General features: G+C 63.7%; 26 protein-coding genes. 8 read left to right on the forward strand and 18 right to left on the reverse strand.

Annotated elements, in window-relative coordinates; genetic code table 11:
* Positions 1-23: 23 nt before the first annotated feature.
* The 3 genes from coxB to FA94_RS18085 all read right to left on the reverse strand — a co-directional run bounded on the left by coxB (position 24) and on the right by FA94_RS18085 (position 3,481).
* Positions 24-1,670, reverse strand: coding sequence for a cytochrome c oxidase subunit II (gene coxB / locus FA94_RS18075; protein ID WP_035553673.1), 1,647 nt, complete (start codon positions 1,668-1,670; stop codon positions 24-26).
* A gap of 66 nt (positions 1,671-1,736) precedes the next feature.
* Entirely contained in the window at positions 1,737-2,210 is a 474-nt protein-coding gene (locus FA94_RS18080; RefSeq protein WP_035562454.1) for a DUF2244 domain-containing protein, read from the reverse strand.
* Positions 2,211-2,503: 293 nt separating this feature from the next.
* Positions 2,504-3,481: a methyltransferase domain-containing protein gene (locus tag FA94_RS18085; RefSeq protein WP_035553676.1), complete on the reverse strand. Its 978-nt coding sequence runs from the start codon at positions 3,479-3,481 to the stop codon at positions 2,504-2,506.
* Between the two features lie 168 nt (positions 3,482-3,649).
* Between FA94_RS18085 and FA94_RS18090 the strand changes: the two genes are divergently transcribed.
* Both FA94_RS18090 and trmL read left to right on the forward strand, forming a co-directional pair.
* Positions 3,650-4,351 carry a ComF family protein gene (locus FA94_RS18090; RefSeq protein ID WP_156126666.1) on the forward strand — a complete coding sequence of 234 codons (702 nt, stop codon included), beginning with the start codon at positions 3,650-3,652 and terminating at the stop codon, positions 4,349-4,351.
* A 23-nt stretch (positions 4,352-4,374) separates the two neighbouring features.
* Positions 4,375-4,845 carry a tRNA (uridine(34)/cytosine(34)/5-carboxymethylaminomethyluridine(34)-2'-O)-methyltransferase TrmL gene (gene trmL / locus FA94_RS18095; RefSeq protein ID WP_035553679.1) on the forward strand — a complete coding sequence of 157 codons (471 nt, stop codon included), beginning with the start codon at positions 4,375-4,377 and terminating at the stop codon, positions 4,843-4,845.
* Here trmL and FA94_RS18100 read toward each other — a convergent pair.
* From FA94_RS18100 to FA94_RS18120, 5 genes are all read right to left on the reverse strand, one after another.
* Complete coding sequence (locus FA94_RS18100; RefSeq protein WP_035553682.1) at positions 4,818-5,366, reverse strand: O-acetyl-ADP-ribose deacetylase; 549 nt, start codon at positions 5,364-5,366, stop codon at positions 4,818-4,820. The two genes, trmL and FA94_RS18100, sit on opposite strands and share 28 nt — an antisense overlap.
* A 97-nt stretch (positions 5,367-5,463) precedes the next feature.
* On the reverse strand, positions 5,464-6,462 hold the full coding sequence (locus tag FA94_RS18105; protein ID WP_035553685.1) for an NAD(P)H-dependent glycerol-3-phosphate dehydrogenase: 999 nt from the start codon (positions 6,460-6,462) through the stop codon (positions 5,464-5,466).
* Between the two features lie 21 nt (positions 6,463-6,483).
* On the reverse strand, positions 6,484-6,954 hold the full coding sequence (secB, locus tag FA94_RS18110) for a protein-export chaperone SecB (protein ID WP_035553688.1): 471 nt from the start codon (positions 6,952-6,954) through the stop codon (positions 6,484-6,486).
* Between the two features lie 148 nt (positions 6,955-7,102).
* The gene (gene grxC / locus FA94_RS18115; protein WP_007179466.1) at positions 7,103-7,366 is read right to left on the reverse strand and encodes a glutaredoxin 3; all 264 of its coding nucleotides are present in this window, start codon (positions 7,364-7,366) and stop codon (positions 7,103-7,105) included.
* Positions 7,363-7,788, reverse strand: coding sequence for a rhodanese-like domain-containing protein (locus FA94_RS18120; RefSeq protein WP_035562459.1), 426 nt, complete (start codon positions 7,786-7,788; stop codon positions 7,363-7,365). Before FA94_RS18120 ends, grxC begins: the two co-directional genes overlap by 4 nt.
* A 139-nt stretch (positions 7,789-7,927) precedes the next feature.
* Here FA94_RS18120 and gpmA point away from each other — a divergent pair, with 139 nt between their 5' ends.
* The 3 genes from gpmA to FA94_RS18135 all read left to right on the forward strand — a co-directional run bounded on the left by gpmA (position 7,928) and on the right by FA94_RS18135 (position 11,484).
* The gene (gene gpmA / locus FA94_RS18125; protein ID WP_035553690.1) at positions 7,928-8,674 is read left to right on the forward strand and encodes a 2,3-diphosphoglycerate-dependent phosphoglycerate mutase; all 747 of its coding nucleotides are present in this window, start codon (positions 7,928-7,930) and stop codon (positions 8,672-8,674) included.
* A gap of 303 nt (positions 8,675-8,977) precedes the next feature.
* Positions 8,978-10,549: a S41 family peptidase gene (locus FA94_RS18130; protein WP_035553692.1), complete on the forward strand. Its 1,572-nt coding sequence runs from the start codon at positions 8,978-8,980 to the stop codon at positions 10,547-10,549.
* Between the two features lie 176 nt (positions 10,550-10,725).
* Positions 10,726-11,484, forward strand: coding sequence for a HesA/MoeB/ThiF family protein (locus FA94_RS18135; RefSeq protein ID WP_035553694.1), 759 nt, complete (start codon positions 10,726-10,728; stop codon positions 11,482-11,484).
* Positions 11,485-11,561: 77 nt separating this feature from the next.
* On the opposite strand, the gene ptsP is transcribed toward FA94_RS18135, so the two are convergent.
* The 7 genes from ptsP to FA94_RS18170 form a co-directional block, all read right to left on the reverse strand.
* Complete coding sequence (gene ptsP / locus FA94_RS18140) at positions 11,562-13,310, reverse strand: phosphoenolpyruvate--protein phosphotransferase (RefSeq protein WP_035553697.1); 1,749 nt, start codon at positions 13,308-13,310, stop codon at positions 11,562-11,564.
* A 333-nt stretch (positions 13,311-13,643) separates the two neighbouring features.
* Positions 13,644-13,913, reverse strand: coding sequence for an HPr family phosphocarrier protein (locus FA94_RS18145; RefSeq protein WP_012431596.1), 270 nt, complete (start codon positions 13,911-13,913; stop codon positions 13,644-13,646).
* A gap of 96 nt (positions 13,914-14,009) precedes the next feature.
* Positions 14,010-14,537, reverse strand: a complete 528-nt coding sequence (locus tag FA94_RS18150) for a PTS sugar transporter subunit IIA (protein ID WP_035553699.1) — start codon at positions 14,535-14,537, stop codon at positions 14,010-14,012.
* 323 nt (positions 14,538-14,860) lie between these two features.
* On the reverse strand, positions 14,861-15,817 hold the full coding sequence (gshB, locus tag FA94_RS18155; RefSeq protein WP_035553702.1) for a glutathione synthase: 957 nt from the start codon (positions 15,815-15,817) through the stop codon (positions 14,861-14,863).
* Positions 15,818-15,917: 100 nt separating this feature from the next.
* Positions 15,918-17,207: a glutamate--cysteine ligase gene (gene gshA, locus FA94_RS18160; protein ID WP_035553704.1), complete on the reverse strand. Its 1,290-nt coding sequence runs from the start codon at positions 17,205-17,207 to the stop codon at positions 15,918-15,920.
* A gap of 236 nt (positions 17,208-17,443) precedes the next feature.
* Positions 17,444-18,952: an ammonium transporter gene (locus FA94_RS18165; protein ID WP_035553706.1), complete on the reverse strand. Its 1,509-nt coding sequence runs from the start codon at positions 18,950-18,952 to the stop codon at positions 17,444-17,446.
* A gap of 44 nt (positions 18,953-18,996) precedes the next feature.
* A complete protein-coding gene (locus FA94_RS18170; protein WP_006048089.1) occupies positions 18,997-19,335 on the reverse strand; it encodes a P-II family nitrogen regulator in 339 nt (112 codons plus the stop codon).
* A 397-nt stretch (positions 19,336-19,732) separates the two neighbouring features.
* Here FA94_RS18170 and FA94_RS18175 point away from each other — a divergent pair, with 397 nt between their 5' ends.
* Both FA94_RS18175 and FA94_RS18180 read left to right on the forward strand, forming a co-directional pair.
* The gene (locus FA94_RS18175) at positions 19,733-19,990 is read left to right on the forward strand and encodes an accessory factor UbiK family protein (RefSeq protein WP_035553708.1); all 258 of its coding nucleotides are present in this window, start codon (positions 19,733-19,735) and stop codon (positions 19,988-19,990) included.
* 124 nt (positions 19,991-20,114) lie between these two features.
* Complete coding sequence (locus FA94_RS18180) at positions 20,115-21,716, forward strand: YifB family Mg chelatase-like AAA ATPase (RefSeq protein ID WP_035553710.1); 1,602 nt, start codon at positions 20,115-20,117, stop codon at positions 21,714-21,716.
* Positions 21,717-22,048: 332 nt separating this feature from the next.
* On the opposite strand, the gene FA94_RS18185 is transcribed toward FA94_RS18180, so the two are convergent.
* Complete coding sequence (locus FA94_RS18185) at positions 22,049-22,738, reverse strand: hypothetical protein (RefSeq protein ID WP_035553713.1); 690 nt, start codon at positions 22,736-22,738, stop codon at positions 22,049-22,051.
* Positions 22,739-22,911: 173 nt separating this feature from the next.
* Here FA94_RS18185 and FA94_RS18190 point away from each other — a divergent pair, with 173 nt between their 5' ends.
* Positions 22,912-23,442, forward strand: a complete 531-nt coding sequence (locus tag FA94_RS18190) for a TlpA disulfide reductase family protein (protein WP_035553716.1) — start codon at positions 22,912-22,914, stop codon at positions 23,440-23,442.
* Positions 23,443-23,516: 74 nt separating this feature from the next.
* Here the strand turns inward: FA94_RS18190 and FA94_RS18195 are convergent, their stop codons facing one another.
* The gene (locus tag FA94_RS18195; RefSeq protein ID WP_179707085.1) at positions 23,517-24,869 is read right to left on the reverse strand and encodes a sigma-54-dependent transcriptional regulator; all 1,353 of its coding nucleotides are present in this window, start codon (positions 24,867-24,869) and stop codon (positions 23,517-23,519) included.
* A 17-nt stretch (positions 24,870-24,886) separates the two neighbouring features.
* Complete coding sequence (locus tag FA94_RS18200; RefSeq protein ID WP_035562464.1) at positions 24,887-26,893, reverse strand: sensor histidine kinase; 2,007 nt, start codon at positions 26,891-26,893, stop codon at positions 24,887-24,889.
* Positions 26,894-26,943: the final 50 nt, after the last annotated feature.

Consider the following 26,943-nt stretch of genomic DNA (forward strand, 5'->3'; position numbering starts at 1 on the left):
CTGCGGTGCTGACCATGAACACGTCAGGCGGCCGGGCTGATCTGAACACGCCGGGCTTCTTTCGCGTCGCTGCCGCCCGTGATCGTTTCTGGCTTCTTTAAAATAATATGGTCTTCGGCAATGCCGGCTGCTTTCAGTGCGTCGCGAACGGCTTCGGCGCGGGTCTTCGCGAGCTTCGCGTTGACGTCGGCGGAGCCGGTTGCGTCGGTGAAGCCCGACAGCGTGAATTTCGCGTCCGGATGCGCCTTCGCGAAAGCGGCGGCCGCGTCGACCGCCGCTTTCGCGTCGGCCGGCAGCGTGCTCTTGCCGGTGTCGAAGTAGATGCTGGCCGGCAGCGCCGCTTGCGTGGCCGCCGCGCTGTCCGAGCCGGCTGCCGCTGCGTCCGCGCCCGAAGCGCCCGATGCTGCCGCCGCGCCCGACGCCGCTTCCGCGCCGCTTGCCGCTGCGCCGGCACCTGCTGCGTCGGCCAGATGGTTGCCGCCTTCCGGCAGCTTGCCGTTACGGGCGTCCAGAATCTGCTTCGGCTGGAGAATGTCGCCGGTGTGGTTGCCCCACGAGTTACGTTCGTACGTGATCACCGAAGCGATTTCGATGTCGTTCAGCGTAGGCGCCCACGACGGCATTGCGTTCTTGCCCTTCAGCACCAGGCTGACGTGCTCGGCGATCGGGCCGTTGGCGATCTTGCTGCCGTCGAGCGCCGGGAATGCGCCCGCGCCCTTACCGTTCGGCTGGTGGCAGACCGCGCAGTTCGCCGTGTACACCTTGCCGCCGCGCTCCATCAACTCGGCCATCGTGTAGGTCTTGTTCGGGTCGTCCTGGCTGGCGGCCATTTTCGCCTTTTGCGTTTCGACCCACTTCGCGTAGTCGTCGGCGGACAGCACTTCGACCACCACCGGCATGAACGCGTGTTCCTTGCCGCACAGTTCGGTACAGAAGCCGCGGAACGTGCCGGTCTTGTCAGCCTTGAACCACGTGTCGCGCACGAAACCCGGGATCGCGTCCTGCTTCACGCCGAAAGCCGGCACGTACCAGGAGTGGACCACGTCGTTCGCGGTGGTGATGATGCGGATTTTCTTGTCGACCGGGACGACCAGCGGATTGTCGACTTCCTGCAGATACGTGGTGGAAATCGGCAAGCGACCATCGGTTTCCGCACGCGGCGTGGCCAGCGTGGACAGGAAGTTGATGCCTTCGCCCGGGCCCTTCACGTAGTCGTAGCCCCATTTCCACTGATAGCCGGTGACCTTGACGGTGAGGTCGGCATTCGTGGTGTCTTTCATCGCGACGACGGTCTTGGTGGCCGGCAGCGCCATCAACACGACGATGACGAACGGTACGATCGTCCAGATGATTTCGACGGTGGTGCTTTCGTGGAAATTCGAAGCTTTGTGGCCTTTCGATTTGCGGTGCGCAAAGATCGAATAGAACATCACGCCGAACACGCCGACGAAGATGACCAGGCACAGAACCAGCATGAACATGTGGAGGCTGAAGAGCTCCTCAGCGATTTTCGTCGCCGGCGGCTGGAGATTGATCTCGTTGACGGCAGGGCCGCCCGGAACATCGCCCACTGCCAGGGCGGCACCGGCGAAAAGCAGTCCGCTCATCGCCAGCACACCCATGAGGGCTCGCTTGATTGTTTTCATAGCTTCCTTACCCAAATTTTCCATTCAAACCCTCGACCCCACCGACTGGCTGTCTCGCGCTCCCCTTGAACGCCGCGCGTCTCAACGCATCTAACAACGCGTGAGCCACATACGCAATTCACCTGCGAACTGCGCGCGCCGATACTGCGCGAGATGTTGCCCAATCATGATCGTCTGGCCACGCGAGACCAGTTTGATCTGGTCACGCGGCGTTGCGCCCGGCTCGATCCGCACCCAGCGCGGATTGAATTCGAACTGCGTGAGCTTCTCGGCGCTGACCTGCTCGATCACGAGCCGGTTCGGAAACAACCGGATGCGCTCGTAATCCACAGCATGACGCGCGTATATGGCAAACGCGATACCCACCGCCAGCAATTCGATACCGGTGAACGGCAACACCAGCCAGGCGCCGACCAGAACCAGCATGAAAGCAATTGCCAACGAGAACAACGCAAGCGACACGTAGAAACCGACGAACTGCCGCGGCGATATCGAACAGTTGCGTTTCATGGTCCAGTCTTTGAGGACTGGTTCTGAATCCGCCAGCAGATCTGATGCTTCCATCGCTGCCTCCTGCGAACCGCCGCTTTCGGTCATGTGGCGCGGCCTTCTGAACCAGCCGCCCGATCACAACCGAGTCTCCTCATCATGCAGTACTTTGCCTCCGGCCTGCCGCCCCAAATGTGGGGACTCCGGGCGACAAACTGACGCATTATAGGCGCGATCCATAGCATCCACAAGCAAGGGCCAAATGGCCCAAAAGCCCGGTGCGACAAGCCTCCGCGCCGTTTTGACGCAGCTTTTGCGCGTCTTTTGAAGCGGAAATTTCAGACATAACAGATGTCGTCTTTACCGCCTCAACGATTCCTCGACGAGCTTCGTCCGATGTCCTCGATTCGCACGATCCCGTGACCTTCGGCGGTGGTGCGCGGCACGGCTTTCCATGCGTGTCCGTAGATCACCTCGAAGGTCAGCGCGAGGGTGCCGTCGGCGCGCCGGCGCGCTTCGAGCGCCGCCAGCAAAGCCTTATGCAGCCGACGTGCAGCGCCGCCCGCGGACGCTTCACGCTCGAATGCGCGCTCGAACGGATAGGCGCCCCAACGACGCACGTCCGCGAGCAGCGACTCCGGCGACTTATAGGTAATGGTGAGGACTTCCTGATCCATCACCGGAATTTCGAAGCCGCTCTCCACCAGCATATCGCCCAGATCGTGCATATCGACAAAGTCGATCACATGCTTGCGCGAGGCGACGCCGTGCGCGGCCTCGACCTCGGCGTATGCGCCGCGCAATTCCTTGAGCGTGTCGGGGCCGAGCGTGCTGAACATCAACAGGCCGTTGACCTTGAGCACGCGCTGCCACTCGGGAAACACGAGATCGGGCCGCGAGTGCCAATGCAGCGCGAGGTTGGACCAGATGAATTCGAAGGCGCCGGCCGCGAACGGCAGCGCCGAGAAGTCGGCCTGCGCGAAGCGCGGACCGCGGGCGCCGAGCGCTTTGCCGAGCGAAGCCGGCAGGAAGCGCCGCCAGCTCGTGTCGCCCGAGTCATGGTGTAGCGCACGGGTCAGCATGCCGTGCGACAGGTCGGTGCCGAATACCAGCGCTTCAGGGAAGCGCTCGCGCAGCGCGGGCAGGTCTTCGCCCGCACCGCAACCGGCGTCGAGCACACTGGCCGGCGTGACCTTGATGTAATCGAGCCGCTCACGCATGCGCTGCGCGATCTCGCGCGGCAGGAACGCGACGTCGTCGAAGGTCACCGCGCGGCGGTCGAAAATGCGCCGGAGACGCCGTGAATCGTAGGCCGGACGGCCTGATTGAGCGGGAGTTGGGGACATGGGTGTCGTGCTGGCGTAGAGCAGGAAGTATACTCGTTCGTTTCCTTCCATTCAGTGGGGACGGCCTGCGCGGGCCTTCCAATCGTGGCACTCCGACCATTTTCTTCGTCATCCGGCGGCCGGTTCGCGCGTTTCGCGCGCGGCCTTCGTTCGGCGTGGCCGCACGCCATGCAGGCCGCATTGCCGAACCTGTGTGCGTTATGCGGCAATTTGTCGCATAACACGCTGTGCGCCTATTGCGACGAAGCGTACTGGAACGAGAGCCGCGTGCGCTGCACCACGTGCGCAGCGCCGCTCGCGTCGACGCGCTGGGCAGGCCACACGCAATACCGGTGTGCTGACTGCATCAGCGAGCCGCCGCCGTTCGACGCGACTTTCGCCCTCGCCGACTACCGCGCGCCGCTCGACACGCTGGCGGTCGGTCTGAAATTCCGCGCCCGGCTGATGCTGGCGCGCGAGTTCGCGCAACGCCTCGCGCGTCTGGCGCAAGACTCGTGGCGCGATGCGTCGGACATGCCCGACGTGATCGCGCCCGTGCCGCTGGCGCGGCAACGTCTCGCCGAGCGCGGCTATAACCAGGCCTGGCAGATCGCCAGACCGTTGGCTCGCGCGCTGAAACTGCGCAGCGACGCCACCTTGCTGCAGCGGGTGATCCATACCGCGCCGCAGTCGCGGCTCGACCTCGACGCGCGCCGCCAGAACGTAGGCCGCGCGTTCAAGGTCAGGGCAAGTGTCTGCGGTCTGCACGTGGGCATCGTCGACGATGTGATGACGACCGGCGCAACCCTTGAAGCGCTGGCGCGCACGCTCAAAGCAGCCGGCGCGTGCCGGGTCACCAATTTCGTCGCGCTGCGCACCCCGAAAAACTAGTCTCCACCCGATCTCATCCCATCATGTTCAATGTCGTTCTCGTCGAACCCGAAATCCCGCCGAACACCGGCAACGTGATCCGCCTGTGCGCCAACACTGGCGCGCGGCTGCATCTGATCGAGCCGCTCGGTTTTCCGCTCGACGACGCCAAGCTGCGCCGCGCCGGCCTCGACTATCACGAGTATGCGCAGATGAACGTGCATGCCGACTGGGCCGCGTTCGTCGCCAAAGAAACACCGGACCCGGCGCGCATGTTCGCGTTCACCACGCGGGGCTCGGGCCGCTTTCACGAGCACGCTTTTCAATCGGGCGACTGGTTCGTGTTCGGCGCCGAAACGCGCGGCCTGCCCGACACGGTGCTCGACCAGTTCGCCAACGAACAGCGCGTGCGCCTGCCCATGCGGCCGGGCAACCGCAGCCTGAATCTGTCGAATACCGTCGCGATCGTGGTGTTCGAGGCGTGGCGTCAGACCGGCTTCGACGGCGGCGCCTGACGGCGCGTCAGTTCGGCCAGATACCGCGCGAGCATCGCGTCGTCGAAACAGGCGAACACGACTCGCTCGATCCGCGGCGTGTTCGGCAAGGTGTCGAGCACCGTGCCGACCGCGATCCGCACCGCATCGTCGGCGGGAAAATGGTAGATGCCGCAACTAATTGCGGGAAACGCGATGCTCGTGCATTGCGCCTCGCGCGCGACCTCGAGCGAGCGCCGATAGCAGGACGCCAGCAACCCGGCCTCGCCCTGCGCGCCGCCCCGCCAGACTGGCCCGACTGCGTGAATCACATAGTGGGCCGGCAAGTGGTGCCCGCCGGAGAGCTTCGCGTCGCCGGTTGCGCAACCGCCGAGCGCCTCGCATTCGGGCAGCAAGTCCTTGCCGGCCGCCCGATGAATCGCGCCATCCACGCCGCCGCCACCTAATAAGGACGTATTCGCGGCGTTGACGATCGCATCCACGGCGAGCGTGGTGATGTCGACCCGGCGCGCTTCCAGCGTGCAGCCATTGATATTGAGCATGGGAACCTCGCTAGTCCGAAGCGTCGATAACAACGTGGACCGCGAAGGCAGCCAGCCGTTCAGCGCTTTTGCGCGCTAAACGGCTGAAACACAACGCTTATTCAGCTTTGGAATCGCGCCGCAAGAGGGCGCTGACGGCGTCGCGCGGGGCCACGCCGTCGAACAACACGGCGCAGACCGCCTGCGTGATCGGCATCTCGATCGCATGCGCACGCGCGATCGCCAGAACAGCTTGCGCACAACGCACGCCTTCAGCCACGTGGCCGAGACCGCCGAGAATGTCGTCGAGCGTGCGGCCCGCGGCGAGTTGCACGCCGACCGTACGATTGCGCGACAGGTCGCCGGTGGCGGTCAGGATCAGATCACCCAAGCCGGTGAGCCCCGTGAACGTTTCCGCCCGTCCGCCGAGGGTCACGCCGAGGCGCGACATTTCGGCCAGACCGCGCGTGATCAGCGCGGCCCGCGCGTTCAGACCGAGCCCGAGACCGTCGGCAATGCCCGTGGCGATCGCCAGCACGTTCTTCACCGCGCCGCCCACTTCCACGCCGACGACGTCGTCGCCGGTATAGATGCGCATCGCGCCATGATGAAACGCGGCGACCGTACGTTCGCGGCACGCCGCCGAACCGCTCGCGATCGTCAACGCGACCGGCAAGCCCTGGCCGACTTCGCGCGCGAAACTCGGACCGGACAGCACGCCATTGCTGGCATGCCCCGCCAGTTCGGCCGCCACCACCTGATGCGGCAGCAACTGCGAATCGGCTTCGAAACCTTTGCACAACCACACCACATGCGCCGGCACTTTGCCCGCGTCGCGCATCGCCTGAAACAGACCGCGCAGACCCGCCACGGGCGTTGCCACGACACACAAGGCTTCGTCTGACAGCGCGTGGTCGAGCGCCGCGTTCAGGTCGGCTTCATAGCGAAGCGCCGCGGGCAAAGCAACGCCCGCCAGATAGCGGGCGTTTTCGTGCGAGGCGGAGAGGTCGGCAATGAGCGCGGCTTCACGCGCCCACAACACCGTGTCGTGCCGTACGGCCAGATGGCCGGCGAGGGCTGTGCCCCATGCGCCGGCGCCAAGGACAGCAACCTTCATAGCCGGCACTGCCTCGGACACTTAGTGCGTGACGCCGTTCTGCGCCGCGCCTTCCTGGCCGCCCATCTGCGCGAGACGCTGCTCGTACAGCGCCTGGAAGTTGATCTCGGCGAGGTGGATCGGCGGGAAACCGGCGCGGGTGATCGCGTCGGCAATGTTCGAGCGCAGGTACGGGAACAGGATCGTCGGGCAGGCAATGCCGACCAGCGGATCGATCTGGTCAGCCGGAATGTTGCGGATGTCGAAAATGCCGGCTTGCTTGGCTTCGATCAGGAACGCGACCTTGTCCGACACCTTGGCCGTGACCGTGCCCGTGACGAGGATTTCGAACACGGTGTCGGCGAGGCGCTCGGCCTTCACGTCGACTTCCACTTCCACCGACGGCATTTCCTGCTCGAGGAAGATACCCGGCGAATTCGGCTGCTCGAGCGACATGTCCTTCAGGTAAATGCGCTGGATGTTGAAGAACGGCTGGTTATTCTCGTCGGACATGATGAAGTGATTTCCTGATAGATATGCAAGGCGGCGGCCCACGTGCATGGGCCGCCAGATCGTTGCGGCGCGCCGCCCGCCCGGATCGGGCGAGGATGCGCCGGCTTGGTTTTCACCCGCCCATTCAGGCGCCCGCAGGCGCGCGAATTCAGGCGGTTGCTTCGAGCAGCGGCATCAAACCGCCCGCGCGATCGAGCGCGGACAGGTCATCGTACCCGCCGACATGCGTCTCGCCGATGAACACCTGCGGCACCGTGCGACGACCCGTCCGGGTCATCATTTCTTCACGACGGGCCGGGTCTTTGTCGATCAGTACCTTCTCAACGTGCTCGACGCCGCGCGACTTTAAAAGACGTTCGGCCATCTGGCAATACGGGCACACCTGGGTGCTGTACATGATCACTTTGTTCACTTGGCTGCTCCTTGTTTCACGACCGGCATACCGGCTTTCTGCCAGGCGTCGACACCGCCTTCGAGAACATGGACTTCGGCATACCCTGCATCCTGCACGATACGCGCTGCCTTGTTCGACTGCTGGCCGGTCTGGCAAACCAGCAGCACCGGGTTGTTCTTGTTTTTGACGAGTTGCGCGACTTTCGCCTGCAATTCGGCAAATTCAAGCTGCCGTGCCGCGGGCAAATGGCCCTTGGCGAACTCGGCGGACGGCCGCAGATCGATGACCGCCGCATTGCGCCGGTTGATCAGTTGGGTGGCTTCAGCAGCCGACAGGCCGCCGCGTCCGCGCCGGCTGATCGTTGGCCACAGCAGCAACCCACCGGAGATGAGGACGATCGCGATCAGTACAAGGTTTGTGTAATCAGTGAAAAACTTCACGGAAAATCCGCCGAAAAAGAGAGAAATCGAAAAGGGCAATCCAGCCATTATAAAATAACCGTCTGACGCGATGGCGACGCTCCGTCAAACGAGCCCTCGCAACGCTTTTACCGCTTCCTTACTACCGACCGGCAATCTCATGTACAAACTCGTTCTCATCCGCCACGGCGAATCGACGTGGAACAAGGAAAACCGCTTCACCGGCTGGGTCGACGTCGACCTCACCGAACAGGGCAACCGGGAAGCGCAGCAGGCAGGCGTGCTGCTGAAGGAATCGGGCTACACGTTCGATATCGCCTACACGTCGGTGCTCAAACGCGCGATCCGCACGCTGTGGCACGTGCAGGACAAGATGGATCTGATGTACCTGCCGGTCGTGCATTCGTGGCGTCTGAACGAGCGCCACTACGGCGCGCTGTCGGGTCTGAACAAGGCCGAAACCGCCGCGAAGTTCGGCGACGAACAGGTGCTGGTCTGGCGCCGCAGCTACGACACGCCGCCGCCGGCGTTGGAGCCGACCGACGAACGCGCACCGTACGACGATCCGCGTTACGCCAAGGTGCCGCGCGAACAACTGCCGCTGACCGAGTGCCTGAAAGACACGGTCGCGCGCGTGCTGCCGCTGTGGAACGAATCGATCGCGCCGGCCATCAAGTCGGGCCGCAAGGTGGTGATCGCCGCCCACGGCAACTCGATCCGCGCGATGGTGAAGTACCTCGACAATATTTCCGACGACGACATCGTCGGGCTGAATATTCCGAACGGCGTGCCGCTCGTCTACGAACTCGACGAGAACCTGAAGCCGCTCAAGCACTACTACCTGGGCGACCAGGAAGCGATCGCCAAGGCGCAAGCCGCGGTCGCCAAGCAGGGCAAGGCCGGCTAATCAGCGTCACCGGCGAAGGCCCATGTTCCGGCCTTCGCCCTCTCTTGCAGCACGGCCATTTCCCAGCCACTCTGCTGCCATTTTCCAGCCATGTGCAAGCGGCCTTCCGGCTGCTTCGCATGCGCTTTGGCCGTTACCGCACATTACTTCGGCGTCGCGGGTACGATCTCACGAACCAGGCTTGGCCTGCGCTGTCGAATCACGATTGCCTGCGCTGCGCCCTTTGTGGGCGGGTGTGCAGTTATACTTGTCCGTCCCCATCTCTATCGACGCTGCCACGCGCTTCCGACCGCAACAGACTCTATGCGAAAGAACCTGAAAAATATCGGCCTGATTGCCGCGGGCCTTGCTACCGGTGTATTTGCCACCCTGCAACTTTCGGCCTCGGCCCAGCAACCCGCCAGCGCCGCATCAAGCACCGCCACGCCGCTGCCGCTGGACCAGCTCAGGCTCTTTGCCGAAGTGTTCGGGCAAATCAAGCACGAGTACGTCGAACCGGTTGACGACAAGAAGCTCCTCACCGCCGCCATCAAAGGCATGGTGGCGAGTCTCGACCCGCACTCGTCGTATCTCGACAAGACCGATTACGAAGAACTGCAGGAGCAGACCAAAGGTCGCTTCGCGGGTCTCGGCATCGAAATTTCGTCGGAAGACGGCCTGATCAAGGTGATTTCGCCGATCGAAGACACGCCCGCGTTCCGCGCTGGCATTCGTCCGGGCGACCTGATCACGCGTATCAACGACAAGCCGGTGCGCGGCATGACGCTCGACCAGGCGGTCAAGCAGATGCGCGGCGACCCCGGCACCAAGGTCACGCTCACGATCTTCCGCAAGACCGACGACCGCACGTTCCCGCTCACGGTCACGCGCGCAATCATCAAGGTCCAGTCGGTCAAGATGAAGATTCTTGCGCCGGGCTACGCGTATATCCGCATCACGAGCTTCCAGGAACGCACCACGCCTGATCTGGCCGCCCGTCTGCAAGACATCGCGCGTCAGCAGCCGAACCTGAAGGGCCTCGTGCTCGATCTGCGTAACAACGGCGGCGGTCTGCTGCAAAGCGCGGTCGGCGTGGCCGGCGCGTTCCTGCCGCCGGATTCGGTGGTGGTGTCGACCAACGGCCAGATTCCGGATTCGAAGCAGGTCTACCGCGATACCTACGACAACTACCGTCTGCAGTCTTTCGACAGCGATCCGCTGAAAGACGAAGCGCCGATCTTCAAGACCGTGCCGATGGTCGTGCTGACCAACGCGTACTCCGCGTCGGCGTCGGAAATCGTCGCGGGCGCGCTGCAGGATCAGCACCGTGCGCTGATCGTCGGCAAGACGACCTTCGGCAAGGGCTCGGTGCAAACCGTGCGCCCCATGACCGCGGACACCGCGCTGCGTCTGACCACGGCGTACTACTACACGCCGAGCGGCCGTTCGATCCAGAACAAGGGCATCCGTCCTGACGTCGCGGTCGACCAGTACGCCGAAGGCGATCCGGACGACGCACTCGTCACGCGCGAAGTCGACTACTCGAATCACCTTGCGAACACGCAAGACCCGAACGAGAAGAAGGAAGCGGAACAGCGTGAAACGGATCGCATGGAACAACTGCGTATCCTCGAAGAGCAGAACGACAAGAAGACGCCGGAACAGCGCCAGAAGGATCGTGAGCGCAAGCCGGTGGAATTCGGTTCGAACGACGACTTCATGCTGCAACAGGCGTTGAACAAGCTGGAAGGCAAGCCGGTGCAGGAATCGAAGTCGCTGAGCGAGCGGCGTCTGGCGCAGAGCAAGCCGGCAACGTCGGCGTCCGCGCCGGTCGCAGTCAAGCCGACCCAGCCGGTTCCGGGTGCATCGGCTCCGGCCGCCGCGCCGAGCAAGTAAGCAGCAAGCTTTAGCGTGCGCCTCCGGGTGTCTTCGCCGCAAACCATCGCGGCGAAGACACCCGGGATCACCCGCACGCCATCAGCCATTCTCTTCGCGCGATTAAAATAACGACAACGCGCACCGCAGACCACCTGTCTGCGTTTCACCGCGCGCACACTCACACGCGCCCCGCCATGAATGACGATCAACTCCTCCGCTATTCCCGCCATATCCTCGTTGACGAAATCGGTATCGAGGCGCAGCAGCGTTTTATCGACGCGCACGCGATCATCGTCGGCGCGGGCGGATTGGGCTCGCCGGCGGCGATGTATCTCGCAGCGGCAGGTGCAGGCCGTTTGACGCTGGTCGATGCCGACACAGTCGATCTGACCAATCTGCAGCGGCAGATCCTGCATGTGACGGCATCGGTCGGGCGCAAGAAGGTGGAGTCCGGGCGCGACGCGCTCGCGCAGATCAATCCCGAGGTCGTGGTGAACGCGGTCGACGAGCGCATCGACGATGCCTGGCTCGATCGCGAAGTGCCGCACGCGACCGTCGTGCTCGATTGCACCGATAACTTCGCGACACGCCACGCAATCAACCGCGCCTGCGTGAAGCACGGCGTGCCGCTGGTGTCGGGCGCGGCGTTGCGCTTCGACGGCCAGATCAGCACGTTCGATTTCCGCGACGAAGCCTCGCCCTGCTATGCGTGCGTGTTCCCGGAAGACCAGCCGTTCGAGGAAGTCGCGTGTTCGACGATGGGCGTGTTCGCGCCAACCGTCGGCATTATCGGTTCGATGCAGGCCGCTGAAGCGCTGCGGGTCATCGGCGACATCGGCACACCGCTGGTAGGCCGTTTGATGATGCTCGATTCGTTGCGAATGGAATGGACCACGATGCGCATTGCACGGCAGCCCGATTGCCCGGTATGTGGACACGCGCATCCTGCCTGACGCGGCTGTGCTGCCGGGCCAAATAAAAAACGCCGCAACTTTTCAGTGCGGCGTTTTTCTTTAGCAGCGTCGAAACATCAAACCAGCGTCACCCGCTTGAGCGCCGCCTGCACTTCTTCCGGTTCGAACGAGGCCAGCACGTCGGCCACCGGCTTCTCCAGCGTCTTCAGATGCGAGCGCAGCACTTCCTGCTTCACCACCAGAATCTGACTCGGGTGCATCGAAAACTCGGTGAGGCCCATGCCGAGCAACAAGCGCGTCAACGCCGGATCGCCCGCCATTTCCCCGCACACCGACACCGGCACACCCGCCCGTTTCGCTTCGCGCAGCGTGAAGGCGATCAGATGCAGCACCGCCGGATGCAGCGGGTCGTACAGATGCGCGACCGAGTTGTCCGCCCGATCAATCGCCAGCGTGTACTGGATCAGATCGTTGGTGCCGATTGACAGGAAGTCGAGCCGCTTCAGGAACAACGGCAACGCAATCGCGGCGGCCGGAATTTCGATCATGGCGCCGACCTGCACGTTCGGATCGTAGGCAATGCCCGCGTCGTCCAACTGACGCTTGGCTTCGCGAATCAGGTCGAGCGTCTGGTCGATTTCCTGCGCGTGCGCGAGCATCGGAATCAGAATCTTCACCGTGCCGAACGCCGATGCACGCAGAATTGCACGCAACTGCGTGAGGAACATCTGCGGCTCGGACAGGCTCCAGCGAATCGCTCTGAGCCCCAGCGCGGGGTTCGCGGCGGTTTCGTAGCTGTCGGCACCGCTCATCGAGTCGAGCGGCTTGTCGGCGCCCACGTCGATTGTGCGAATCGTGACCGGCAGGCCGTTCATCAACTCGACCGCGCGACGGTATGCGCCGAACTGTTCTTCCTCTTCCGGCAGCCGGTCCTTGTGATTCATGAACAGGAACTCCGTGCGGAACAGCCCCACACCGGTCGCGCCCGAATCGACCGCCGCCTTCGCGTCGTCTGGCAACTCGATATTCGCGCACAGCTCGATCCGCGTGCCGCACAGCGTTTGCGTCGGCGAAAACTTCAGCCGCTGCAGCTTGCGCTGCTCGAGCGCTTTTTCGCTCTGACGGTACGAGTATTCCTCGAGCACGATCGGCGCCGGATCGACGATCACGATGCCATGATCGCCGTCGACAATGATCAGGTCGTCCTGGCGGATCAACGCGCTTGCGTGCTGCACCCCCACCGCGGCCGGAATGCCCAGACTACGCGCGACGATCGCCGTATGCGAGGTGCGGCCGCCGAGGTCCGTGACGAAGCCTTGAAACGTTTGCGTTTTGAATTGCATCATGTCGGCCGGCGCGATGTCATGCGCGACCACGATCATTTCGTCGCACGCGCCATGCACGCCATCCACCAGCGCCACCGACGCCCCCGCCAACGCTTTCAGCACCCGCTCCACCACCTGCTGGATATCGGCTTTGCGTTCGCGCAAATATTCGTCTTCGATATCGTCGAAGTGGCGCGACAGACGTTCGAGCTGTTCGGTCAGCGCCCATTCCACGTTGTAGCGGCGCGTGCGGATCAGATCGATGGTTTCCTGCACGAGCATCGCATCGTTCAGGATCATTGAATGAACGTTGATGAACGCGCCCATTTCGCTCGGCGCGTCTGCCGCGAGATCGGCGCGCAACGCGTCGAGCTCATGGTGCACCTGTTGCTGCGCCGCGCGAAAGCGCTCGACCTCGCCCTCGATCTGGGCGGGTTCGATCAGATAGTGGTCTACGTCAAGTGCGGCCGGGGCGATCAGATAAGCCCGCCCGATGGCGATACCGCGTGACACGGGAATTCCATGCAGCGTGAAGGACACGCGCACCTCCTCTAGTTGTGTGATGCCGCGGCAAACCGCTGCAATGCTCTCAGACTCTCGTCGTCATTATAAATTCCGCGCTCTTTGCACGTAGGCCAGGCCTGTGTGCAGCGCAGCACGAAAAATCGTAAGCGGCGCGACAATCCGCCTTCACCCAGCTTGCGTTCGGACTACGCAAACCTGAACCGAACCTGCCTGTCTCTTCGTTTCGCTTTCACCGGTCTCGCAAGCGCGCCTCTCATGCGCGCGTCTTCATCCAATCATTGTCGCGCGCTAAAAAAAACGCCGCGGATAGCCGCGGCGTTTTTGCCTATCGCAACCTGCACGCGCTACTTACTGACCTTCGCCGAATTTATCGGCAATCAGTTTCAACAATGCGTCCATGGCTTCTTTTTCGTCCGAGCCTTCGGTTTCGATCAGCACTGTGCTGCCGATGCCCGCGGCCAGCATCATGACGCCCATGATGCTCTTGGCATTGATACGGCGGCCGTTACGGCTCATCCAGATTTCCGCCTGGTAGTTGCCCGCGAGTTGCGTCAACTTGGCCGACGCACGCGCGTGCAGCCCCAGCTTGTTCACAATAGTCGTTTCCTGTTGCAGCATGTGATGGTCCGAAGCGCGGGTAAGTGTGGTGGTGAAGTGTGAAACTGCAAACCGCTTGCAATGCGTTTAAAGCGTGAGCCAAACCGACCGGTCTACCTAGATGCCGGCCGAATCGGTTTTCTGGGTCAGGTCGGCGCCGACCGGCAATGCGGGCAGACAATCGCCTGGCGCCGCGTCCGGCGGCAAGGCCGGCAGACAATCGCCCGAGGCCGCGCATGGCGCGACGGGCGCCGGCGTGGCGGGTCCGATCGCGTGCACGCCCTTGGTCGCACCGGAGAGTGCCTTGTCGACCAGCGTGTCGAGCGGCGTGGCGCGATAACAGACCGCGCGCACCAGCATCGGCAAATTGACGCCGCACAGCACGCGCACGTCCGGCAGCGAAGCGAGCCGCCCGGCGATATTCGCGGGCGTGGCGCCGAACATGTCGGTGAGCACGAGCGCGCCGTTTTCTTCCCGGAGACGCTCGATCTCGGCGTTCGCGAAAGCGACCCGTTCAACCGGATCGCAATCCGGCGACACGTCGATCACGCCGATACGCGCCGGCAAGCCACCATAGATGTGCGAAATACAGTCGCGCAACGCGGTGGCAAACGGAGCGTGCGCAATGATCAGAATGCCTGCCATATCAGCCTTACTGCAAAAGAACGGCCCCGAACCGTGGACCGGGACGAAGCCCTGGCCCCAAGCGCCCTCGACCGGCCGTGGGCCATGAGGACCGGAACGCATCATCTGACGAGCCCGGCGCCGCGCCGGACAGGACGCCGGCAGCGCTGAAAAACGGCTCGATCACAGTCCGCAACCTATGCCCCGGGCATCGCTCGGATGCCGTCGATTCGGCTTGGCGCGGGAGAGCGGGCATTGTAGCAGGCCCATTTTCGCGCCAAAGCCGGTGTTCTGCCTGATGCGGATTTACTACACAGTTTGGGGGCTGTGGCGGGCATTCAACGCTAGGCCGCCGCGCGCTCCAACGCGTCGATAAACATGGCGGCGACGTCGAAACCGGTCTGATCCATGATCTCGCGGAAACAGGTCGGGCTCGTGACGTTGACCTCGGTCAGCCAGTCGCCGATCGCATCCAGCCCGGCCAGCAGCAAACCGCGCGCAGCCAGCACCGGCGCGAGCGTGTCGGCGATCTTGCGGTCATGCTCGGTTAGCGGACGCGCCACGCCGAGGCCACCCGCCGCCAGATTGCCGCGCACTTCATTGCCCTGAGGAATCCGCGCGAGCGAATACGGCACCGCTTCGCCGCCGATCAGCAGAATGCGCTTGTCGCCGTCCTTGATTTCGGGGATGAACTTCTGCGCCATCACCGAACGCGCGCCGTCGTGGCTCAGCATTTCGATGATCGAACCCAGGTTCATGCCGTCCGCCTTCACGCGGAACACGCCCATGCCGCCCATGCCGTCGAGCGGTTTCAGGATCACGTCGCCATGCTGTTCGTGGAACGCGCGCAGACGGGCTGCGTCGCGCGTGACCAGCGTGGGCGTGACGAACTGCGCGAATTCGCCGATCGCGAGCTTTTCCGAATGGTCGCGAATCGCCTGCGGCTTGTTGAAGATGCGCGCGCCGCCGCGTTCGGCCATTTCGAGCAGCCACGTTGACGTAACGTATTCCATGTCAAACGGCGGGTCCTTGCGCATCACCACGGCGCTAAAGCTCTTGAGCGAGCGCGCGGCGGGCGCGTCGGCGGCGTACCACGTGTCGCGATGCAGATCGGTCACGTCGCCGACAATCGCGAAGCGCTGCACGTTCGCCTCGACGTCGCCGCCGGTCCATGCCAGATGCTTCGGTTCGCAGGCATACACCGTGTGACCACGGCGTGCCGCTTCGGCCATCATCGCGTAGGTCGAGTCTTTGTAGATCTTGAACTGCGTGAGCGGATCGGCGATGAAAAGAATGTCCATGAAGGTCCCGGTGCGCCCTGATGGGCTTGGCATTGAGCGTCAATCTACGCGTTAAAAATGACAATGGCGGCACGCGCCGCCATCGACCACCCTGGGTGGCTTAAACCTGAATGGCTTCCGGATCGGTCTTTTCCAGCTCGACCGAAGCGGCCAGCAATCCGAGCCGCGCCACCACGCCATACATATAGAAGCGGTTCGGCGGCGCCGCGCCGGGCTTGGCGTGTGCATCCGGCAGCGCCGTGTGTTCGAAGCCGAGCGGCACGAAGTGCATGCCGGGCGCATTCAGATTCTGATCGCGCTCGCGGCTGCCGTGCACGCGGTAAAAGCCGCCCACGACGTAACGGTCGATCATGTACACGACCGGTTCCGCGACTTCGTCGCCGAGCCGTTCGAAGGTGTACACGCCTTCCTGCACGATCACGTCGTGCACTTCGAGGCCGTCTTTGGTCGCCGCCATCTTGGCGCGTTCGCGCTTGGTGAGCGCGGCGACTTCAGAAGCGTCGTGCACCGTCATCACGCCCATGCCGTAAGTGCCGGCGTCCGACTTGATCACGACATACGGTTTCTCGGCGATGCCGTACTCGCGATACTTCTTGGCGATCTTCTTCAGCACGCCGTCGATCGCATCCGCCAGCGCTTCTTCGCCGGTGCGCTCCTGGAAGTCGACGCCTTCCACATGCGCGAAGTACGGATTGATCATCCACGGATCGATCTCGACCATCTTCGCGAACTTCTTCGCGACGTCGTCATAGCAGGAGAAATGCGTCGATTTACGACGCACGGCCCAGCCGGCATGCAACGGCGGCAGCAGATACTGCTCGTGCAGATTTTCCAGAATCGGCGGAATCCCGCCCGACAGATCATTGTTCAGCAGAATCGAACACGGATCGAAATTTTTCAGCCCCAGGCGCCGCGGCGTGCGTTCGAGCGGTTCGAGCACGAGCTTCTGGCCGTCGGACAGCGCGATCGTGACCGGCCCGTTGATGCTTTCGTCGAGCGTGCCGAAGCGCACGTTCAAACCGGCCTGACGCATGATCGCCGCCAGCCGGGCGACGTTCTCGAGATAAAACGCGTTGCGGGTATGGCGCTCGGGAATCACCAGCAGGTTCTTCGCGTCCGGGCAGATCTTTTCGATCGACGCCATCGCGGCCTGCACGGCGAGCGGCAACACTTCCTGCGGCAGATTGTTGAATGCGCCGGGGAACAGATTGGTGTCGACCGGCGCGAGCTTGAAGCCCGCGTTACGCAGGTCGACCGAACAGTAGAACGGCGGTGTGTGCTCCTGCCATTCGAGCCGGAACCAGCGTTCGATGGCGGGCGTGGCGTCGAGGATCTTCCGCTCGAGGTCGAGCAGCGGGCCGTTTAACGCCGTAACTAGGTGCGGAACCATTGATCACTCGCAGACTGGAGAAAAAAGATTGTATTGCAAATGCTTTGTCCATTTGGGGACGGTTTCTCCATTCGCAAGCGGACGCGAATGCATTCTCGCTATCGTGATGATAGGCGGGGAAAACTACTGTTTACAAGATAAGCGCCAAGAAAAAAGCCCGCCGTGAAAGGCGGGCCAAAATCGCTGCGCTTGTTGCTTTCGGGTCAGCGCCGCCGGGCGGCGCTGACTGCCGGAGTTTATTCGACGTGTTCGCCGTGCAGGCTCACGTCCAGACCTTCGCGTTCCTGTTCTTCCGTCACGCGGATGCCCATCACCATATCGATCACCTTCAGCAGGATGTAGCTCACCACGCCGCTGTAGACCAGCGTCGTCAGCACGCCCTTGGCTTGCAGAACAACGCTGCCGTCCGCGCCGCCGATGTCCTTGACCGCGAACACACCGGTCAGCAGCGCACCCACGATACCGCCGATGCAGTGCACGCCGAACGCGTCGAGCGAGTCGTCGTAACCGAGCTTGTGCTTGAGCCACGTGGCTGACCAGAAGCAGATCACGCCTGCCGCAATGCCGATCACCAGCGAGCCCGTCATACCGACGAAGCCCGAAGCCGGCGTAATGGCCACCAGACCTGCCACGGCGCCCGACACGATACCGAGTACCGACGGCTTACCCTTGGTCGCCCATTCGGCGAACATCCATGCGAGTGCTGCTGCAGCCGTTGCCACTTGCGTTGCGAACATCGCGAAACCGGCACGGCCGTCAGCCGCCACTGCCGAACCCGCGTTGAAGCCGAACCAGCCCACCCACAGCATCGCGCCACCAATCAGCGTGAGCGTCAGGTTGTGCGGCGCCATCGCTTCCTTGCCGTAACCGACACGCTTGCCGAGCACCAGCGCGCAGACCAGCGCCGCGATACCGGCGTTGATGTGCACCACCGTGCCGCCCGCGAAGTCGAGGATGCCGGCGCTAGCCAGCCAGCCGGTCGGTTCCCAGACCATGTGCGCGATCGGCGAGTAGACGATGATCGACCACAGCGTCATGAACACGAGCATCGCCGAGAACTTCATACGGTCGGCAAACGCGCCCGTGATCAGTGCCGGGGTGATGATCGCGAACGTCATCTGATAGACGACGTAGACCGTTTCGGGAATCGTCGGGGCCAGGTGGCTGACGGTCAGCGTCGTGGCCTTGTCGCCCTTGATGTAGTTCATACCCGCCATGAAGAAGCGCGAGAAACCGCCGATGAACGAGTTGCCCGGCGTGAAGGCGAGGCTGTAGCCCACCACCACCCAGATGATCGACACGAGGCAGGTGATCGCGAAGCTTTGCATCAGGATCGCGAGCACGCTTTTCTTGCGGACCATGCCGCCGTAGAACAGCGCCAGACCCGGGATCGTCATGAACAGCACGAGCGCGGTGGAGGTCAGCATCCAGGCGGTGTCGCCCGAATTGATCTTCGACGAGTCGACCGAGAACGGCGCGGTCGGGGCAGCCGGCGCAGCGTCCGATGCTGCTGGTGCGGCGGCAGCGGCGCTGGCAGCCGGCGCGGCGGACGCGTCAGCGGCCGGTGCCGAAGCCGCGGCGGCGGCAGGCGCCGCCGAAGCGTCCGGCGCCGGCGCACTCGCCGTCGTATCGGAAGCAGCGGCCGAAGCGGCTGCGGGGGCGGAAGCGTCGTCCGCGAGGGCGGCGCCGATACCGCCCGCGAGCAGCGAACCGGCCATCAGCAAGGACATCAATAGTTTGCGCATCTTCGTTTCCTCTTGTCGCTTATCTGTGTCGCTATCTTTTGTTGTTACAGAGCGTCCGCGCCGGTCTCCCCGGTGCGAATCCGGATGACCTGTTCGATCGGCGTGACGAAGATCTTGCCGTCGCCGATTTTGCCGGTGCGCGCAGCACGTTCGAGCGCCTCGATCGCCTGGTCGACGATGTCGTCCGAGACAGCGGCCTCGATCTTCACCTTCGGCAGGAAATCGACCACGTATTCGGCGCCGCGATACAGCTCCGTGTGGCCCTTCTGGCGGCCGAAGCCTTTGACTTCCGTCACCGTGATGCCCGAGACGCCGATGGCCGACAAGGCTTCGCGCGCCTCATCGAGCTTGAACGGCTTGATGATTGCGGTAATGAGTTTCATGAAATCCCTCGCTAAGTTGCGTAACCCGTTGCGTAACCCGTTTGCGTACTCGTAACCCGTTCGCGTGGTCTCGTTTCGCTGCCGGTAAAAAGCTCCCGACAGTGCGCGCGGGGCAGTAACAGCAACTCGCATGCCATGTTGTGTCAGACTGCGCAGCGGGCACGCCGGCAAAGGGGCGCAGGCGGCCCTGGCCGGATGGCCAACGTTGGCCGGGCGCGCTGGCGCGGCGTTTGGATCGTTGCTAGAGTGTTCGAAGGTTCTGAACGCACGGGCGCGCACCAAAGGGGCTCATGCGGCAACGGCACGCAACGGGCAATGCACCAAGACCGCCCATTCGCCGTAACAAAGCACAGACGTAACGAAACATGCACATTTTTTGTGCACCAAGGGGAACACGATGAAACAACCGAACGACGTTTTTAACGACTTCCAGGCGCGCATGAGCGAGCTGTTCAAGAACTCGCCGGCCAAAGATGTCGAACGCAATGTCAAAGCCATGCTGTCGCAGGGTTTTTCGAAGCTCGACCTGGTCACGCGTGAAGAATTCGATACGCAGACACAGGTCCTGGTGCGCACCCGCGCGCGCCTTGAAGAACTGGAGCGCCGCGTCGCCGAGCTCGAACAGAAGCTGCCGGTCGCGACCCAGACGCCGTAACGCCCTACTGCGCAGCGTCAACGCTGCCGCAGTGCTGCCCACTTCACAGGCAAGCGAGCCGTGACGTCATCAGCGTTTTAGGGGACTTGCGCGCGCCCCGGCGCGCCGTCCGACGGGAGAAAACATGTCGCTTGCCGTGGTGCGCAGTCGCGCGCCGGCCTCTGGCCGCGCGCCTGAAGTAACCGTCGAGGTCCACCTCGCGAACGGATTACCCTCTTTTTCGATCGTCGGCCTGCCTGATCTCGAAGTACGCGAAAGCCGCGAGCGCGTGCGCGCGGCGCTGCAGAACTGCAACTTCGATTTTCCTGTGCGACGTATCACCGTCAATCTGGCGCCCGCCGATTTGCCGAAGGAATCCGGCCGTTTCGATCTGCCGATCGCGCTGGGCATTCTCGCGGCGAGCGGGCAGATTCCCCCCGAATCGTTGTTGCATCGCGAGTTTGCCGGCGAGTTGTCGCTGACCGGTGCGCTGCGGCCCATGCGCGGCGCGTTTGCGATGGCGTGCGGGACAGCCCGTGGTGCAGGTGCTTTGCATGGCGGCGTGGCGACGACTGTCGACTCCACGGTCTCGGCCGCGCTAGCCGCGGGCGCGACCCATCCCACGCCGCAGCTCTACCTGCCCGCCGCGAGCGCAGCGGAAGCGGCGCTCGTACCCGGCGTCGATGTCTACGGCGCCGCCGACCTGCCCTCGCTCTGCGCCCACCTCGCGGGCGAACCGGACTCGCGGCTCGAGCCGGTTGCGGCTCTCAACCTCACCGATATCGCACCTGCCGCACTACCTCTAGACATGGCGGACATCATCGGCCAGCGCGGCGCGCGTCGTGCACTCGAAGTCGCCGCGGCCGGCGGACACCACGTGTTGCTGATCGGACCGCCCGGCGCGGGCAAGTCCATGCTCGCCGCGCGCTTGCCGAGCCTGCTGCCGCCCATGACCGACGACGAAGCGCTCAGCTCAGCCGCCCTGCTGTCCGCCAGCCGCACGGGCTTCGTGCCGTCGCAGTGGCGGCAGCGGCCGTTTCGCGCGCCGCATCATTCGTCGAGCGCGGCGGCGCTGGTCGGCGGACGCAATCCGCCGCAACCCGGCGAGATCACCTTGGCGCACCTCGGCGTGCTGTTCCTCGACGAACTGCCTGAATTCGACCGCCATGTCCTTGAGACGCTGCGCGAGCCGCTCGAAGCCGGCCGCATCACTATTTCGCGCGCCGCCTTGCAGGCGGATTTTCCGGCGGCCTGCCAGTTGATCGCCGCGATGAACCCGTGTCCGTGCGGCTGGCGCGGCGACCCGGGCGGACGTTGCCGCTGCACGCCGGAGATCGCGGCGCGCTATCTGCGCAAGCTGTCCGGGCCGCTGCTCGACAGAATCGATATCCAGATCGAGATTCCGGCGCTCACGTCGGCGGAACTGTCGGGTCGTTCGAGCGCAATCGGGGAAGCCAGCGCAGGCATCGCCCAGCGGGTGGCGGCGGCTCGCGAACGGCAGTTGCAACGGCAAGGCAAAACCAACCGCGAACTCTCAGGACGGGAAGTGGACGAAGTCTGTCGCCCGGACGCGGCGGGCGAAGCCCTGCTGCGCGAAGCCGGCGAGCGCTTCGGCTGGTCGGCGCGCGCTTATTACCGGGTTTTGAAGGTCGCGCGAACCATTGCGGACCTCGCCGGCGCGGCCATGCCGAGCGTCGCGCAAGTCGGCGAGGCGATTCAGTACCGCCGCGCTTTCGGATCGCTATGAGGCGAAAAATATGCTGTCAAGACTTGACTTATGCACATACGGGCGTTCCAAACAGATTTGGATACAACTGAAAGGTCCACCGACGCGCGCACGAGAAAAGCATTGATTTTATTGAGTTTTTTTAATCATGAAGCACGAGCCGAATCTGACAGAGTGCCCACCAGATGGGCATCCGCGACAATTTTCGCTGAGTTCTCAACAGAGTTATCCACAGGACCTGCGGGTAATGGAAAAACTTCAACGTAAACCGGGAATTAGCGCGCGATGCTACGAATGAACTTTCACTGTGTCCAACGATCTGGCGTGCGCCGAATCGGCCAAAAATACCTCTTTTAATACAGCTGGAACGACGAAAAAAATTGGTCGACCTGTTCCTGCTGCAGCGGTTTGGACGCGATGATGGCCGCCTGGTAGACGTGGCGACCGTGCGCCACCAACCGCGCGTAGACGGTGCGCGTTTCGTGCTGCGAGCCCGCTTCCCCGCTCAGCTTCATTTCCAGACCCAGCACCTGGCCGCCCGCGGCGAGCGGAATCTGGACCGCCCGCGCGTCCGGCGCGGCGCCCACGTTACGGGCGAGCCCCGTGCGCAGAAAGTCCAGCGCGGCGCGCTGGGTCGCTTCGTTGTCGTTCGGCAGCATAACCGTGCCGACGGCGAACACCGCGTCGCCGGCTTCGGCGGTTTGCATCGCCATCTGCATCGAGACGCCGCCGATCTGCACCGCCCGCTGATCGTTGCCCGGCTTGGCCGGCAGATCGACGGTGTAGCCGTTGTCGTTATTCATGATGGTGCGCCAGTCGAAAGTCGGCGAGCAGGCGCTCAGCGCGGCGCCCAGCGCCAGCAAGCACGCGGCGGTGCCGAAGAGCGTCCACGCGCGCGGCGCACGCCGGGCAGCGGCCGCGCCGGCAGTTGGGAGACTGCCGCGCGAACCCGCCGCGAACCGGCTGAAAAAGGAAGGACGACGCGGAATTCGAGCGAAGAAGAAACCGGCGCGATGCAAAACGTCAAAAGCAGTTCGGAACATGGGGACGGAAGATCGGACTGACGAGAACGTAAAACCCTATTATCCGCTGCCGGCCGGCGTCCTGCCCCGCCACCCGAATGGCGCTACAATAGCGGCACTAAACAGTCCCGGGCCCCAAGGCCCAAACCGGCGCACTGTCCCGCGCGTTCTGCGCGACTCTCGAGGTTCCGTTCATGAGCTCCACTCCGTCTACCGCCGCCAAGCGCGCGAATCCGCTTCGCTACGTGATCATTGCCGTTGTCGCGGTGGCGATCGCCGTCGCGGGTTATTTCGCGTTTGCCGGTCAGCAGCGCGTGCCGGATGCCACCTTCACGCTGTTGTCGGGCCAGAAAGTATCGACCGCCGACCTGAAGGGCAAGGTCTACCTGGTCAACTTCTGGGCAACCAGCTGCGACACCTGCATGAAGGAAATGCCGCAGATGGTCCAGACCTATAACCGCTTCAAGGGCAAGGGTCTCGAATTCGTCGCCGTCGCCATGAACTACGACGCGCCGATGTACGTAGCCAACTACTCGCAAACCCGCCAGTTGCCGTTCAAGGTCGCCATGGACGACGGTTCGGTCGCCAAGCAGTTCGGCAACGTGCAACTCACGCCGACCACGTTCCTCGTCGACAAAGACGGCAAGATTCTGAAGCGCTACGTCGGCGAGCCGCAGTTCGCGGAACTCGACAAGCTGCTGGAAAAGGCGCTGAACGCGGCTTAAGTTTTACCCCGCCCCGCAGAGCGAACCCGATTCAAACACGCCGGCCTCGTACTTCGAGGCCGGCGTTTTCATTTCTAGCGTTCCCCTTCGCCTTTGGCCGCCAGGCCATATCGCTTGATCTTCTCGTATAGCGTTGCCTTGCCTAGCTGCAGTCTGTCGGCCGCAACCGCCACGACGCCACCGGTCTGCTCCAGCGCTTCAGCAATCACCGCCCGCTCGAATTGCTCGACGCGTTCCTTCAACGGTTGCGCGGCCGCACTGTCGTCGGTGAACGACATCACCGGATCGTCGGCGACACCGAGCACGAAGCGGTCGGCGGCATTGCGCAGTTCCCGCACGTTGCCCGGCCAGTCGCGCTGCATCAGGCTGGCGCGCTGCCGGTCGGTGAGGATCGGCGCGGGCCGCTGATAACGCACTGCCGCGTCCAGCAGAAAATGCTCGAACAACGGCACGATGTCCTCGCGCCGCTCGCCCAACGGCGGCAGCGCGATCGTCACCACGTTCAACCGGTACAGCAGATCGCGCCGGAACGAACCGTCCGCGACATGTTCGGCCATGTCGCCCTTAGCGGCGGCGACGACCCGGCAATTCACGCGGATCGGCTGATTCGAGCCGAGCCGTTCCAGCACGCCGTCCTGCAACACGCGCAGCAGCTTGACCTGCAACGCGAGCGGCATGCTTTCGATTTCGTCGAGAAACAGCGTGCCGCCCGACGCGTGTTCGAGCTTGCCGATCCGGCGTTTCGCCGCGCCGGTGAAAGCGCCCGGCTCGTAGCCGAACATTTCCGACTCGAACATCGGCTCCGGCAACGCGCCGCAGTTCACCGCGATAAACGGCCGGTCACGTCGCGGCGACAACTCGTGCAGACTGCGCGCGATCAACTCCTTGCCCGCGCCGGTGTCGCCGTTGATCAGCACGGACGCATCGGTCGGCGCGACATTGGCGATCAGCCGACGCACCTGTTCGATTGCCGGACTGCGGCCGATGATTCGCGGTGCCACCGAATTCTGTTCCGCCAACTCACGACGCAGCGCGATATTCTCAAGCACCAGCTTGCGGCGCTCCAACGCGCGCCGTACGGTTTCGATCAGGCGCTCCGACGCGAACGGTTTTTCGATGAAGTCGTAGGCGCCGTCTCGCATGGCCTGCACGGCCATCGAGATATCGCCGTGCCCGGTGACCAGAATCACCGGCACGTCGGGCGCGCGCTCGTGCCATTGCGCGAGCAGATCGAGACCGCTCGCGCCGGGCAAGCGGATGTCGCTGACCACCACGCCGGAGAAATCCGCGCGGATCATCTTCGCTGCGGATTCCGCCGACGCATGGCCGATCACCTCGAAGCCCGCCAGTTGCAAACTCTGCACGCTTGCGCGCCGCACCAGTTCGTCGTCTTCGATATACAGCACTTGCAGGCCGTGGTTCAGCATGGCGTTTTCCGTCTGATTCATGAACCCGTGGTCAACGGGTCCGGGGTGTGGCTCGTCTGCACGCGCGCGCGGCGCAGCGTCAGGACGAAGAGTGCGCCGCCGTCGGCCGCGTTGCGTGCCACCAGCGTGCCGCCGCAATCGCGGGCAATCGACGACGAGATCGCCAGTCCGAGGCCCAGTCCCTGGCCCATTTCCTTGGTCGTGAAGAACGGCTCGAACAGACGCGGCAGGACGTCGTCGGGAACGCCGGGGCCGTTGTCGCTGACCGCGAACGAGAGGTTGCTAGCCGACACGTCGATCTCGATCGTGATGCGCGGCGGCTTCAGGCCGGCGGTGGCGTCGAGCGCGTTGCCGAGCAGGTTGATCAACACCTGTTCGAGCCGCAGGTCGTCGCAATGCGCGATCAGGTCGGGATGGTCATCGGCGAGACTGAGCGGCGTACGCGTGGCGCTGCCGGCGTCCGCGTCGACTAGCACGTACTCGACTTCCACGCCTTGCAAGCGCTTTTGCAGCAGCGCGACGACGTTGCGCAACGCCCGCACGATCGGCGCGCGTGCACTGCGTGGCCGCGCGCGTCCTACGAACAGCTTCAACTGATTGGTGATCTTGCCCATGCGCTCGGTGAGCGCGGCGATCGCTTCGAGGTTCTCGCGCGCCGACGCCTGGTCGCCGCGCTCAAGCAGCACGAGCGTGTTGTCCGAGAAACCGCGCAACGCAGCGAGCGGCTGATTCAATTCATGCGTGATACCCGCCGCCATCTGACCGAGCGCGGCGAGCTTGCTCGCCTGGATCAGCTCGTCGTGCGCGGCGCGCAATTCCTGTTCGGCGCGCGTGCGTTCGGCCACTTCCTTGTGCAATTGCTCGTTCGCTTCGGAGAGGTCGGCCGTGCGTTCGGCCACGCGCCGGTTCAATTCCGCGTACGCCTTTTGCAGCATCGCGCGGCTGCGCATCACCTCGCGCACGCGAGCGCGGCGCATGCGCCAGTAGAACGCGAACAACACGAGCGACACGTAGCCGAAAGCCGTGACGATGGTTGCATTGCGCGCGTCCGCATCGACCGGATCGACGGGCGACATCGTGATCAGATGCCAGTCCGGTTCGCCCATGCCGCGCCGCGACGCAAGGTAGCGCGGCGCATAGCGGCCGCCGCCAATGCGCACGATCTGCGCATTGCCCTCCAGCGTGCGCTCGATCGTGACGGGCAGCGGCGCGATGGGCTGTTGCGCGTATTGACGCGCCTGGTAGATCGAATCGGCGACCTGGCCGGACAGCGGCCGGATCGTGTGATATTTCCACGCGGGCATCGACGAGAGAAAGATCACGCCGTGGTCGTCGGCAACGACGAGCGGCTCGGACGCATCCGCACCCTGGAACCATTCGAGATCGAGTTTAACGACCGCCACACCGACGATCTTCCCGTCGCGTCGCACCGGCTGCGAGATGTAATAGCCGGGCGCCTGCGAGATCGTGCCGATGCCGAAGAAGCGACCCACGCCGCCCTTCACCGCGTCGAGGAAATACGGCCGGAATTGATAACCCGCGCCGATAAAGCTTTGCGGTCCGTGCCAGTTGCTCGCGGCCACGCAATAGCCGTCGAGCGGAATGATGTAGGTGACCGTAGCGCGCGCGTGGCGGTTGAGGTCTTCCAGATAGAGATTGGCGCGCTGCACGTTGGCCGGCGTCGGATCGACCAGCACGTCCTGCACGATGGGATGTTCAGCCAGCAGATAAGGCAACGATTCGTAGCGCTCGAGCGTGCTCTTCAGCGCGTTGGCGGTGCGATCCACGCGCACCGCAGCGTTGCGCCGCAAATTGTCGATGCCGCGTTGCCACGCAATGCTGTACGTGAGCCCGCACGCCGCCACGAGCCCGACGACGAGCGCGAAGAGGATCAGCAGGCGGCGCGTCACGTTGGCAATATCCGATCGGTGGGGATCGTTTATTGTGGCATAAGGCGAAGCGCCGCCGGCGCGAGTTTCGTCGGCCGGCGGCGCGGGGGTTGGGCGCACGGCCACCCGTTTCATATGCGGGCGGCCGTGGAGGTCGAGGTTGAAGTAAAAACCGCGCTGAACGT

Source organism: Burkholderia sp. 9120, assembly GCF_000745015.1.
Lineage (GTDB): Bacteria > Pseudomonadota > Gammaproteobacteria > Burkholderiales > Burkholderiaceae > Paraburkholderia.

What these genes read in the sequence shown, in the direction of transcription:
- coxB (WP_035553673.1), bottom strand. Translation starts at nt 1,670, where the DNA reads ATGGAAAATTTGGGTAAGGAAGCTATGAAAACAATCAAGCGAGCCCTC.
- FA94_RS18080 (WP_035562454.1), bottom strand. Translation starts at nt 2,210, where the DNA reads ATGGAAGCATCAGATCTGCTGGCGGATTCAGAACCAGTCCTCAAAGAC.
- FA94_RS18085 (WP_035553676.1), bottom strand. Translation starts at nt 3,481, where the DNA reads ATGTCCCCAACTCCCGCTCAATCAGGCCGTCCGGCCTACGATTCACGG.
- FA94_RS18090 (WP_156126666.1), top strand. Translation starts at nt 3,650, where the DNA reads ATGCAGGCCGCATTGCCGAACCTGTGTGCGTTATGCGGCAATTTGTCG.
- trmL (WP_035553679.1), top strand. Translation starts at nt 4,375, where the DNA reads ATGTTCAATGTCGTTCTCGTCGAACCCGAAATCCCGCCGAACACCGGC.
- FA94_RS18100 (WP_035553682.1), bottom strand. Translation starts at nt 5,366, where the DNA reads ATGCTCAATATCAATGGCTGCACGCTGGAAGCGCGCCGGGTCGACATC.
- FA94_RS18105 (WP_035553685.1), bottom strand. Translation starts at nt 6,462, where the DNA reads ATGAAGGTTGCTGTCCTTGGCGCCGGCGCATGGGGCACAGCCCTCGCC.
- secB (WP_035553688.1), bottom strand. Translation starts at nt 6,954, where the DNA reads ATGTCCGACGAGAATAACCAGCCGTTCTTCAACATCCAGCGCATTTAC.
- gpmA (WP_035553690.1), top strand. Translation starts at nt 7,928, where the DNA reads ATGTACAAACTCGTTCTCATCCGCCACGGCGAATCGACGTGGAACAAG.
- FA94_RS18130 (WP_035553692.1), top strand. Translation starts at nt 8,978, where the DNA reads ATGCGAAAGAACCTGAAAAATATCGGCCTGATTGCCGCGGGCCTTGCT.
- FA94_RS18135 (WP_035553694.1), top strand. Translation starts at nt 10,726, where the DNA reads ATGAATGACGATCAACTCCTCCGCTATTCCCGCCATATCCTCGTTGAC.
- FA94_RS18145 (WP_012431596.1), bottom strand. Translation starts at nt 13,913, where the DNA reads ATGCTGCAACAGGAAACGACTATTGTGAACAAGCTGGGGCTGCACGCG.
- FA94_RS18150 (WP_035553699.1), bottom strand. Translation starts at nt 14,537, where the DNA reads ATGGCAGGCATTCTGATCATTGCGCACGCTCCGTTTGCCACCGCGTTG.
- gshB (WP_035553702.1), bottom strand. Translation starts at nt 15,817, where the DNA reads ATGGACATTCTTTTCATCGCCGATCCGCTCACGCAGTTCAAGATCTAC.
- gshA (WP_035553704.1), bottom strand. Translation starts at nt 17,207, where the DNA reads ATGGTTCCGCACCTAGTTACGGCGTTAAACGGCCCGCTGCTCGACCTC.
- FA94_RS18165 (WP_035553706.1), bottom strand. Translation starts at nt 18,952, where the DNA reads ATGCGCAAACTATTGATGTCCTTGCTGATGGCCGGTTCGCTGCTCGCG.
- FA94_RS18170 (WP_006048089.1), bottom strand. Translation starts at nt 19,335, where the DNA reads ATGAAACTCATTACCGCAATCATCAAGCCGTTCAAGCTCGATGAGGCG.
- FA94_RS18175 (WP_035553708.1), top strand. Translation starts at nt 19,733, where the DNA reads ATGAAACAACCGAACGACGTTTTTAACGACTTCCAGGCGCGCATGAGC.
- FA94_RS18180 (WP_035553710.1), top strand. Translation starts at nt 20,115, where the DNA reads ATGTCGCTTGCCGTGGTGCGCAGTCGCGCGCCGGCCTCTGGCCGCGCG.
- FA94_RS18185 (WP_035553713.1), bottom strand. Translation starts at nt 22,738, where the DNA reads ATGTTCCGAACTGCTTTTGACGTTTTGCATCGCGCCGGTTTCTTCTTC.
- FA94_RS18190 (WP_035553716.1), top strand. Translation starts at nt 22,912, where the DNA reads ATGAGCTCCACTCCGTCTACCGCCGCCAAGCGCGCGAATCCGCTTCGC.
- FA94_RS18195 (WP_179707085.1), bottom strand. Translation starts at nt 24,869, where the DNA reads ATGCTGAACCACGGCCTGCAAGTGCTGTATATCGAAGACGACGAACTG.
- FA94_RS18200 (WP_035562464.1), bottom strand. Translation starts at nt 26,893, where the DNA reads ATGAAACGGGTGGCCGTGCGCCCAACCCCCGCGCCGCCGGCCGACGAA.